The organism is Gelidibacter sp., from assembly GCF_035515035.1.
GTDB lineage: Bacteria > Bacteroidota > Bacteroidia > Flavobacteriales > Flavobacteriaceae > Gelidibacter.
Window position 1 is genome coordinate 1 of record NZ_DATJCA010000098.1, and the last position, 12199, is coordinate 12199.

General features: G+C 38.7%; 7 protein-coding genes. 2 read left to right on the plus strand and 5 right to left on the minus strand.

All coding sequences use genetic code 11. The features are described from left to right. Both VLZ86_RS07735 and VLZ86_RS07740 read right to left on the minus strand, forming a co-directional pair. The coding region (locus VLZ86_RS07735; RefSeq protein ID WP_325450055.1) for a 3-hydroxyacyl-CoA dehydrogenase family protein at positions 1–1188 on the minus strand (1188 nt) is incomplete at its 3' end. Positions 1189–1192: 4 nt separating this feature from the next. Next, complete coding sequence (locus VLZ86_RS07740) at positions 1193–1645, minus strand: MarR family winged helix-turn-helix transcriptional regulator (protein WP_325450056.1); 453 nt, start codon at positions 1643–1645, stop codon at positions 1193–1195. A 186-nt stretch (positions 1646–1831) separates the two neighbouring features. Here VLZ86_RS07740 and VLZ86_RS07745 point away from each other — a divergent pair, with 186 nt between their 5' ends. Continuing rightward, complete coding sequence (locus VLZ86_RS07745; RefSeq protein WP_325450057.1) at positions 1832–3766, plus strand: LTA synthase family protein; 1935 nt, start codon at positions 1832–1834, stop codon at positions 3764–3766. Between the two features lie 31 nt (positions 3767–3797). On the opposite strand, the gene VLZ86_RS07750 is transcribed toward VLZ86_RS07745, so the two are convergent. The 3 genes from VLZ86_RS07750 to VLZ86_RS07760 form a co-directional block, all read right to left on the minus strand. After that, positions 3798–5570 carry a long-chain fatty acid--CoA ligase gene (locus tag VLZ86_RS07750; protein ID WP_325450058.1) on the minus strand — a complete coding sequence of 591 codons (1773 nt, stop codon included), beginning with the start codon at positions 5568–5570 and terminating at the stop codon, positions 3798–3800. Between the two features lie 120 nt (positions 5571–5690). Beyond that, entirely contained in the window at positions 5691–9392 is a 3702-nt protein-coding gene (gene purL / locus VLZ86_RS07755; RefSeq protein ID WP_325450059.1) for a phosphoribosylformylglycinamidine synthase, read from the minus strand. Positions 9393–9667: 275 nt separating this feature from the next. Beyond that, complete coding sequence (locus VLZ86_RS07760) at positions 9668–10879, minus strand: RsmB/NOP family class I SAM-dependent RNA methyltransferase (RefSeq protein WP_325450060.1); 1212 nt, start codon at positions 10877–10879, stop codon at positions 9668–9670. A 156-nt stretch (positions 10880–11035) separates the two neighbouring features. On the opposite strand from VLZ86_RS07760, the gene VLZ86_RS07765 reads away from it, so the two are divergent. Continuing rightward, entirely contained in the window at positions 11036–12082 is a 1047-nt protein-coding gene (locus VLZ86_RS07765; RefSeq protein WP_325450061.1) for an oxidoreductase, read from the plus strand. Positions 12083–12199: the final 117 nt, after the last annotated feature.

Here is a 12199-nt window from a genome sequence, read left to right on the forward strand (position 1 = left end):
GCCAAAACCGGCTTTCATGGCATCATCTATTTTATAAAGTTCGTCGGTTATTTCAGGGATTCGGTTAGACACGTACGCGAACATCGCAGCAAAATTCTTTCTATAAAACTCTCCCGCTTTATCTTTTCCAGAAATTAAAATTGGAAAACGATCAATGACCTTATCAACAGTTTTGGTCAGTTCTAAGGTTGCAAATCGTGCCGATTTCCGATCTCTATATTCAAGGGTGTTTAAATCTAAGGTTCTAATATCCTTACCTTCCTTTTTATAAAAACCTTGTCCGGTTTTACTTCCAAACCATTTGTTTTCTACCATGGTATTGATGAAATCTGGAAGTTTAAAAAGCTCATGGGCTTCATCCTCGGGAGCGTTTTCGTAAATACCGTTAGCCACATGCACCAAGGTGTCCAAACCTACCACGTCAACAGTTCTGAAGGTTGCCGATTTTGGACGACCAATTACCGGTCCGGTCAATTTATCAACTTCTTCCACCGTCAAATCCATTTCTTTTACCTGATGGAAGAGACTTTGAATTCCGAAAATCCCAATACGGTTTCCAATAAATGCCGGTGTATCTTTTGCAATAACCGAAGTTTTACCTAAGAATTTTTCACCATAATTATTCAAGAAATCCAATACCTCTTGAGAGGTTTTTGGTCCAGGGATAATTTCAAATAATTTTAAGTAACGTGCAGGGTTGAAAAAATGCGTTCCGCAGAAATGCTTTTGAAAATCCTCGCTGCGGCCTTCACTCATAAAATGAATAGGAATTCCTGAAGTGTTGGAGGTGATCAAAGTGCCTGGAGTTCTATATTTCTCAAGTTTTTCGAAAACTTGTTTCTTAATGTCCAAGCGCTCCACTACAACTTCCATAATCCAATCCACATTTTTGACTTTTGCAATGTCGTCTTCAAGATTACCGGTAGTAATTCTGCTGGCGAACGCTTGGTCGTAAATAGGAGAGGGTTTCGATTTTAGAGAAGCAGTCAAAGAATCGTTAACAATTCTGTTTCTAACGGCTTTGTCCTCTAAAGTGAGTCCTTTAGCTTTTTCGGCATCATTCAATTCTCTTGGGATAATATCAAGAAGTAATACGTCAACGCCTATATTGGCAAAATGACATGCAATACCGCTTCCCATAATTCCAGAGCCAATAATGGCTACTTTTTTTATTCTACGTTTGCTCATGTTATTATAAACTATTTTCTTTTTGGTTGTATATGTTTTTATTGGAGATCATGTTATTGATGATCTCGGCGACCTCATAAAAATGCTGTAATTGTTCTTCCGAAACGTTTTTGCGAATGGCCTCATTAAAAGTTAACACTTTTTCTTTAGAGTATGCGCGTTTTTTCTTTCCAAAATCGGTTAGGAAAATCAAAACGCCACGTCCGTCTTCAGGATTGGGGCGTCGCTCAATCAAACCGCGTGCTTCCATAGATTTTAAGGTTCTGGATAGGCTCGTGGCTTCCATGCCCATTTTTGGTCCCATAGCGGTTGAAGGTGTGCCTTTTTCAGGATCAATGCTCAGTAAAGCAAAACCTGTCGCCATAGTGCTGTCAAACTTTGAAGCTTCTTCGTTATACATTTTAGTAACCGCTAACCAAGTGGTTCTAAGAACGTAATCAATGGTTTTATCTTTCATTCTAATACATAAGGATTCCAAATATACAAAAATTTACTATGCATGCATAATAAATTAAAAATATTTTTTGCGGATGTTTTTAAGACCTTGTCAATCCTTTAAAAGGACGATTAAACCTTTCCATATGATCTTGGTTAAACAGTTATTTGTACTTTTGCGCCTTTACTAACATCACATTTATTTTTCATGAAGTTGTTCTTTCGGAAACAGGAATATATCGTTCTACTTTATCGCCTATTTCTGGCGTATCTCTTTTATTTTATTGCCAGATTTTTGTTTTTCCTCTATAATTATGATGTTTTGGAAGTGCATTCGCTGGGAGAGTTTTTTAAATTGTCTTTTTACGGATTGGCTTTTGATACTGCGGCAATTTTATATGTCAATAGTCTCTTTATTGTTCTCTCGATTTTGCCACTTCGGTCGACCACATCCTCAGGGTATCAAAAATTACTGTTCTACGTTTATTTTATTACCAATTTGGTTGGGTATGCGTTCAATTACGTGGATTTCATTTACTACAAATTCAATTTCGCCAGAACAACACTATCGGTTTTAGAGGTGGTAGAGAATGAAGCCAATAAAACGGCCATGTTTTTCAGGTTTATGGTGAGTTATTGGCATGTGTATCTTTTGTTCCTTTTAGTGAGCTTGCTATGGATCTACTTGTACAAAAGGGTAAAGCTGCAGCCAATGGCACATCCATTATCAACTAAAACATATTATCTGTCTTCTCTTATAGGCTTTATTATCGTTGGTGTTTTAATCGTGGGTGGCATTAGAGGCGGCGATTTTAAAAAAAGTACGCGTCCCATCAATTTGGTGGATGCAAGCAAGCATGTCAAAAAAATGGAGCAAGCCGATTTAGTGCTCAACACCACATTTGCATTTATCAGAACCTTTGGAACCAAAAGCTTTAAGAAAGTAGATTATAAAATTACCGATGAAGAGATTGAGTTTTACATCAAGCCTATAAAGCATTACACTAATAATGACCCAACAAAACCGAATATTGTAGTTATCATTACCGAAAGTATGGGTCGGGAATATATTGGCGCGTTTAATAAGGATATGGACATTGACAATTATGTGAGTTACACACCATTTTTGGATTCTTTGGCGCAACACAGTCTTATCTTTCCGAATGCTTTTGCCAACGGCTCTAAATCCATTCATGGCATGTCTTCTGTTTTGGCTGGTATTCCTTCGTTTCTTGATGCCTTTACGTCCTCAAGTTATGCCAATCAAAAAATCCAGAGTTTGGTATCTGTTTTTAACGAAATGGATTATGACACTTCCTTTTTTCACGGGGCACCCAATGGTTCGATGGGATTTTTGGGATTTAGCAATATTTTAGGATTCGATCATTATTACGGAATGGAAGAATACGGCAACGACGATGATTTTGATGGCAGTTGGGGCATTTGGGATGAACCATTTTTACAGTATATGAAATCGACTTTGGACCAAAAACAACAGCCATTTTTTAGCACTGTTTTTACGGTAACGTCCCACGAGCCATTTGTAATTCCAAAAAAATACGATGGTAAATTTCCGAAAGGAGACGTTCAAATGCACGAACCTGTTGGCTATACAGATTATGCATTTAAACGATTCTTTGAAGCGGCAAAGAAAGAGCCGTGGTTTGACAACACCATCTTTGTGATTACTGCTGATCATCCTAACCAAGTGTATTATGATGTCTATAACAAAACGATCAATAGACGTGCGGTGCCTATTCTGTTTTACAAATCGGATGGCAGTTTGGTAGGTACAAAGAACGAATTGGCGCAGCAAATTGATATTTATCCCACTTTAATGGATATTATTGGGTACGACAAACCTTTTAGAAGTTGGGGAAGGAGTCTTGTTTCAGATGATGGTGTAGAGCCTTTTGCAATTAATCATAACGCCTCTCAATATTATATGTTACGTGGGAATTACATCTGTGCTTTTGATGGCAAGCAAACCACCGGATTTTATGATATTAACGATAAAAGCCTAGAACATAATTTGATTGCCAATAAAACCTCTGAAATGGAAGCCGCTGAAACAGCTTGTAAAGCATTTTTACAAGATTATTTTGAGCGTATTGTGGATAAGAAGTTGAGTTTGAATAAATAAAAAAGAGCTTCATTTTATGAAGCTCTTTCGTTTACGGTCTGTATATTTTCTCAATAAGTTCCTTGTACATCTCCTTGATGATTTTTCGTTTCATTTTCATGGTTGGAGTTAATTGACCACCTTCAATAGACCAAATATCGGGCGTAAGTTCAAACTTCTTAATTTGCTCCCATTTTCCAAAATGCACATTGGCTTTATCTATTTCCTTTTGGATTCGAGCCAATACAACTTCAGATTTTATAATCGACTGATTGTCTAATTGGACGTCTTTATCTTTCTTTTTAATCCACTCTTTGATGAATTCAAAATTAGGTTGAATCAAGGCGGCTGGCATTTTCTCACCTTCACCAATGATCATGATCTGTTCAATAAATCGCGACTGTTTTAATTCGTTTTCCAACAACGCGGGAGCCACATATTTTCCTCCAGAAGTTTTGAACATCTCTTTTTTACGGTCCGTTATTTTTAAGAAACCGTCTTCATCTATTTCACCAATATCTCCAGTGTGAAAATAGTCGCCCGACATCACGGATTTCGTTTGCTCAGGCTCATTATAATACCCTAACATGATATTTGGACCTTTCACAAGAATTTCGCCGTCTTCAGCAATTTTTACATCTACATTATCAATAATTTTTCCAACAGTACCCACTTTAAAACCTTTGTTTCGCATATCATTTACTGAGATTACGGGAGAGGTTTCCGTTAATCCGTAACCTTCCATGATGGGCATTTCGGCAGCCGCAAAAGTTCGTGTGAGTCGCGGTTGTAATGCTGCACTTCCTGAAACCATCATATCCAAATTACCACCAAGACCTTCTTTCCATTTGCTAAAAATTAGTTTTCTTGCAAGTTTCAGCTGTAATTCATACCACCAGCCATTGGCGCCATAAGGCTCATATTTAAGCCCTAAATCTATAGCCCAGAAAAACAATTTCTTTTTGATGCCTGTCAATTCACCTCCTTTGGCTACAATTTTGTCATATACCTTTTCATAAAGTCGTGGTACTGCGGTCATGACATTTGGTTTGACTTCCTGAAGATTCTCACTCATCTTTTCAATAGATTCTGCAAAATAAATTTCCACACCACAATATTGGTAGAGGTACAAAATCATGCGTTCAAAGACATGACAGACGGGTAGAAAGCTTAAGGCCTTGGATTTTCCGTTTTCAAAAGGCACTCGTTTTTGACTGTCCAGCACGTTGGAGACTAGGTTATTGTGTGAAAGCATGACCCCTTTTGGTTTTCCTGTAGTTCCAGACGTGTAAATTAAAGTGGCCAAATCGTGAGGTTTTACTACAGCCATGCGCGCTTCTACCTCATGTTGGTTGCTCTCATCTTTGCCTAATTCTAAAATATCTTTCCAGCTCTTTTCATCTTTAATGTCATCAAAAGTATATACTGCTTTTAGTTTGGTATTTGCTTTTATGGCATTGATTTTAGCTAAAACTTCTTCATCGGACACAAAGCAAATGATTGATCCGGAATGGTTAAGGATGTATTCGTAATCAGATTCAGAAATTGTTGGATAGATTGGGGTGTTTTGCGCTCCAATTTGCAAAATACCAATATCCATAACGTTCCATTCAGTTCGGTTATTGGAGGAAATAACCGCAATTTTATCGTTTGGTTGAATACCAATGCGCAGCAAACCTCTGCTTATGGCATTGGCTTGGTCAATATATTCTTGAGTGGAAATTGAGGTCCATTTCCCGTCATATTTTGTAATAAGTGCTTTCTCAAGGTAATAATGTTTCAATTGATACCTTGGAAAATCAAAAATTCTGGTAACGTCAGTCATTAGTTTTATGAAGTTTAGGATATGCAAAGTATGAAAATAAATAGGATATTCAAATGAGGACATAAAAAAAGGGACTTTTACATTAGTAAAATCCCTTTTTAAATTGGGTAATATTAAATTTTATTGATTTTCAATCCATTTGCGTGCATTGACAAAGGCTTCCAGCCATGGCGAAACATCGTCTTTTCTGCCTTCAGGATAATACGGCCAATTCCATTGAAATGTGGATCGTTCAATGTGTGGCATGGTCACTAAATGTCTACCTGTTTTGTCGCACATCATCGCCGTATTGTAGTCAGATCCATTTGGGTTTGCCGGATAGGCCTCATAACCATACTTGGCCACGATGTTGTAATGGTCTTCTGAAAGTGGTAGTTTAAACTTGCCTTCTCCGTGTGAAATCCAAACCCCTAAGGTGGTTCCGGCCATACTTGAGAGCATGACAGAATTATTTTCTTGTATTTTTACAGAGCTAAATCCGCTTTCGTGCTTATGGGATGTATTATACGTCAGTTTTCCATGAGTTTCATGCTCAGGATTGACCAAGCCTAATTCCATCCAAAGTTGAGCGCCATTACAAATCCCTACGGACAGCGTGTCTTCTCGTTTAAAGAAATTCTTTAAGGCAAGATTTGCTTTTTCGTTGTACAAGAACGCACCCGCCCAGCCTTTTGCAGAGCCTAAAACATCTGAGTTTGAAAACCCGCCAACGGTGCCGATAAACTGAATGTCCTCCAACGTTTCACGACCTGAAATCAAATCGGTCATGTGCACGTCCTTAACATCAAATCCTGCCAGATACATGGCGTTTGCCATCTCGCGTTCAGAGTTGGACCCTTTCTCTCTTAAAATGGCTGCTTTTGGGCGCGATTTGACTGTGCCTTCCAATTTCCCTGTGAAATGTTCTGGGAATTTATAATGTAAAGGTTGATGCTTATAATTATCGAACCGATCTTGGGCCAATCCGTTTGCCGTTTGCTTTTGATCGAGTAGAAAAGAGGTTGTATACCACATGTCGCGCAATTTGGAAACGGTCATACTGAATACGTCGTTGCCATTGATGATATTTAAGAAATCACCTTCTACTACTTTACCTATTTTGAAGAATTCAATCTCTGCATCAGCCAATATTTTTTCTGCTGAATTATCTTTTGTTTGAAAAACGATTCCGGCATTTTCAGCAAAAAGTATTTTGAAAGAGTCCTTCTCGCCGATGTTGGTCAGATCCAATTCAGCTCCTAAATTGTTATCGGCAAAACACATTTCCAATAAGGTCGTGATCAATCCGCCCGAAGCCACATCATGTCCCGCAACAATTTGACTATCCTTGATTAAATTTTGAATGGTGTTGAAAACTGTTTTTACATAGGATGCATCCTGAACTTTAGGCGTTTCGTTCCCAATTTTGCTCAAGACTTGGGCAAATGAACTGCCGCCCAATTTAAATCCGTCCTGAGAAAGATTGATATAATAGAGGCTTCCGGCCGTTTTCTTTAAAACAGGTTCGACTACTTTGGTAATGTCATTACAATTTGCTGCTGCCGAAATAATGACGGTTCCAGGAGAAATAACCTCTTCATCTGGATATTTCTGCTTCATGGAAAGCGAATCTTTTCCCGTAGGGACATTGATGCCCAAATCGATAGAAAATTCTGAAACTGCTTTTACTGCGGCGTAAAGACGTGCATCTTCACCTTCGTTTTTACAAGGCCACATCCAGTTTGCTGAAAGGGATACACTTTGCAACCCGTCTTTTAAAGGTGCCCAAATGATATTTGTAAGTGCTTCAGTAATACCGTTTCTACTGCCGGCTATAGGATCAATCAAGCCCGAAATAGGGGAGTGACCAATGGAAGTGGCTACACCTTCTTTTCCGGTATAATCCAGGGCCATTACGGCCACATTGTTCAAGGGTAATTGTAGTGGGCCAACACATTGTTGTTTGGCAACCTTACCGCCCACACAACGGTCTACTTTATTGGTCAGCCAATCTTTACAGGCCACAGCTTCCAGCTGCAATAATTGGTCTAAATAATCGTAAAATTTATCTTTTTTATAAGTGACTGCGTCGTAATTTCTACTGATGGTTTTATCCGTCATGATTGTTTTTGGAGAACTTCCAAACATATCATTAATTTCCAAGTCCATTGGTTTTTTGCCCGTAGTTTTGGATTCGAAAGTAAACCGATGATTTCCAGTTACATCTCCCACAGTATACATTGGTGAGCGCTCACGATCTGCTATTCTTTGAAGCGTTTCCAAATGCTTTTCCGCAATGACCAAGCCCATACGTTCTTGAGATTCATTCCCAATAATTTCTTTTGCTGAAAGCGTCGGATCTCCCACCGGTAATTTATCTAAATCGATAAGCCCACCAGTATCTTCAACCAATTCACTTAAACAGTTCAAATGTCCGCCAGCACCATGGTCATGAATGGAAACAATAAAGTTTTCTTCACTTTCAACCATGCCACGTACGGCATTGGCGGCACGTTTTTGCATTTCCGGATTGGAACGTTGTACGGCGTTTAATTCAATACCTGTTGAAAATTCGCCCGTATCAGCTGATGATACTGCCGCACCACCCATCCCAATACGGTAGTTTTCTCCACCAAGGATGACCACTTTATCACCAATTTTCGGGGTGTCTTTTAATGCTTGATCTGCTTTTCCGTAGCCAATACCTCCAGCTTGCATGATTACTTTATCATAACCGAGTTTGCGTGGAGACTCTGAGCCCGTGGAAGCCTCTTGATTCTCGTCATGTTCAAAAGTCAATACAGAGCCACAGATCAAAGGTTGCCCGAATTTGTTTCCAAAGTCTGAAGCCCCATTACTCGCCTTGATTAAAATATCCATTGGTGTTTGATACAACCACGGACGGGCTTCCATAGTCTGTTCCCATGGTTTGTCCTGAGCTCCATCTAACGTGTCCTCCAATCGGGAATACGCCGTCATGTAAACCGCTGTTCCCGCCAATGGTAAAGACCCTTTTCCTCCAGCCAATCGATCTCTGATTTCTCCACCAGAACCTGTGGCAGCACCGTTGAAAGGCTCAACAGTAGTTGGGAAATTATGAGTTTCCGCCTTTAATGAAATAACCGACTCATAATCTGTGATTTGATAGAAATCTGGCTTATCTGCTGTTTTTGGTGCAAATTGTTCAACTATAGGCCCTTTTACAAAAGCGACGTTGTCTTTGTAGGCCGAAACAATTGTATTGGGATTTTTATTGGAAGTTTCCCGAATCATCTTGAACAGCGACTTTTCCTTTTCATCACCATCAATCACAAAAGTGCCATTGAAGATTTTATGACGGCAATGCTCACTGTTGACCTGTGAAAATCCAAAGACTTCCGAATCGGTCAGTTTTCTGCCAATTTTTTTGGAAATAGCGTCTAAATAGTCAATTTCTTCGTCATTCAATGCCAATCCTTCTTGTTGGTTATACCCCGAAATATCATCGATTTCAATGATTGGCTCGGGCTGGATATGAATGGTGAACGACTCTTGGTTGATCCCATTATATTTTTGGGAAATCATCGGATCAAAGTCTGTGAAATCTTCAGCTACAGCCTGAAATTCTTCAATACGAATAATATCAGAAACACCCATGTTTTGAGTGATTTCAACAGCGTTTGTACTCCAGGGAGTAATCATAGCAGCACGGGGACCAACAAAAAAAGCATCGAGAGATGCTTGTTCTATTTTAGGTTGGTTGCCAAATAACCACACCAATTTATCGATGGTTTCAGTTGCTAATTCTTTTGTGGCTTGAACAGCAAATACCTTGCTGTTTTGGTTTCCGAAGAAATGAATCATTATGTCTTAGTTTACGCCTGACTTTTTGGTCAGACAGTTTGTATTTTCAAAGTGCAAAATTAGTCTTTTTTAAAGATATTATTTCAAAATCAAACATAAATATAAGGAGCTCCCAAATTGCTAATCCGAAATGAAAAGCTCGTCCATTACTTTATATTAAATTGAATAAAGTGAAATCGAACGTCAGGTTTAAAATATTTTCTTAAACCCTCTCAATTAAAAAATCCTAGCACTGTTGTCGGGATCTGTCCAATGTGCTTACATCAAATTTCAATTTATTTTTTTTGTAAGAGCGCCATATAAAATCCATCAAACCCAGAAGTATGAGCGAGTAGTTTTTCATCTTTTACAAATGTAAAATCCTGGCCGCTTTCTGAAGCTAAAAATGTTTTCACTTGATCTTGGTTTTCCGAAGGCAAAATTGAACAGGTTGCATAGACCATTTGACCTCCTGATTTAACTATTTTAGAATATTGTTGCAGGATCTCCTGTTGGGTCACCTTGATTTTATCTATAAATTCAGGTTGCAGCTTCCATTTGGCATCCGGATTTCTTCTCAGCACCCCCAGTCCAGAACATGGTGCGTCTATCAGGACACGATCGGCTTTGTCATGAAGTTTTTTGATGACTTTAGTCGAATCTATTGCTCTTGTCTCTACATTAAACACGCCATTGCGTTTGGCACGTCTTTTCAGTTCGTTGAGTTTGTTTTCATAAATATCCAAGGCAATCACTTGACCCTTATTTTCCATTAAAGCAGCAATGTGCAATGCTTTTCCGCCGGCACCCGCGCAGGCATCAACCACACGCATTCCAGGTTCAACATTTAGAAACTCGGCCACCAATTGTGATGAGGCATCCTGAACTTCAAAATGACCGTCTTTAAAGGCTTCCGTTTGAAAAACGTTGGCGCGTTCTTTCAGTTTTAAAGCATAGGGATAGTTTGGTATAAAATCTGTTTCAATGTCCAAATCAAACAATACTGCCTGTAACTTTTCTTTGGTTGTTTTTAAGGTGTTGACTCTTAAAATCACATCCGCTTGTTCGTTTAAAGCGCTTATTTCTTTGGTCCATACCTCATTGCCCAATTCTTTTTCGCCCAATTCATCCATCCAATCAGGAATGGATTCCTTGAATTTTCTTGTTTTAGAAAGTTCGTCAAAACGGCCTTTGATTTTTCGGGTGGGTGTGTTTTCAAAATAAGACCAATCTGGAAGTTTGATCCCTTTTAAAGTAGCCCAAACGGCAAACATTCTCCAAATATTATCTCTATCAAACGGTTCCTTGACTTCAGCAATTTCAGCATATAAACGCTTCCATCTTACAATATCATAGGTGGTTTCTGCAACAAAGGCACGATCACGGGCACCCCAACGCTTATCGCGTTTTAAAAGTTGTTGGATGACTTTGTCAGCATATTGACCCTCGTTAAAGATCAGCATCAATCCATCAATAACTGCAAAACATATATTTCTGTGTAATCTCATTTTCTAATTTATTAATTGTTTGTCGTTAAGTTGCACGACTGCAAGCTTTATTATAAAAATTGCGATTGCAAAGTTACGTTAAAATGCCGCGAATGCGTGACTATTTTATTTTTTTTGATTCTAATATCAAGTATCTTTCCCAAAAAAAAAGTGACCATGCGAATTTTGACCTCTCTATTTCTGTTTATTGCCATCCTGTCTTGTAAACAAAAAGAAGAACCTAATAAACCGGAAATCTCCAAAGTTGAGATTGAAGAGATTTTTAATAACAGCGCTTTAAGTATCAGGGCAATTGATGTCGCTTCTGATAAAAGCTTGGCTTTTGCCGCTAACAACGGCGTTTTTGGTCTTTATAATCCTCAAACTGAAGAATGGGCCACGGCGACGCAAAATTATGACACTTTAAATTTACAGTTTAGGGCAGTGGCAAGAACCGCCAATGATTTTTTTATGCTGAGTGTAGAGAACCCTGCATTGTTATTTAAGACAGGAGAAAACGGCGAAATGGAATTGGTTTATAAAGAAGTCCATGAAAAGGTGTTTTATGATGCATTAAGTTTTTGGAATTCTCGAGAAGGCATTGCAATTGGCGATCCAACTGAGGATTGCATGAGTATTATTATTACTAGGGATGGTGGCGAAACCTGGAATAAGCTACCCTGCGATAGCTTACCGAAAAGCTTGGAAGGTGAAGCTGCTTTTGCAGCAAGCAATACAAATATTGCCATTGTAGGCAACAACACTTGGGTAGCGACTGGTGGAAAAACGAGCAGAATATTATTTTCTGGTGATAAGGGCAAGTCATGGGAAATTTTTGAAACGCCAATGATCAATGGACAATCCACCACAGGTATTTATTCCGTGGATTTTTATGACGAAAATAACGGATTTGCCATTGGTGGCGATTATACAAAACCAGAAGAAACGAAAGCCAATAAAATGAGGACTTCAGATGGCGGAAGAACATGGGAATTAGTGGGCGATAAGCTAGAGCCTGGCTATAGAAGTTGTGTGCAATATGTTCCAAACGGCGACGGGAAATCCCTTGTGGCCATCGGTTTTAAAGGAATTGACTATTCTTCTGATTCTGGCAGCACCTGGAAGCATTTGAGCGATGAAGGTTTCTATACCATCAGATTTTTAAATGATAGTGTGGCTTATGCTGCGGGGAAGGGCAGAATAGCTCGTTTAAAATTCAAATAAATAGAAAGGCAGAATAAAAAAAAATCCAAAATCCAATTGTTGATTTTTGGAGTTTGGAATTTTTATTCTTTGGAATTTGAGAGTTTATACTTTATGGTTTCTCCTGCTTATCACCAT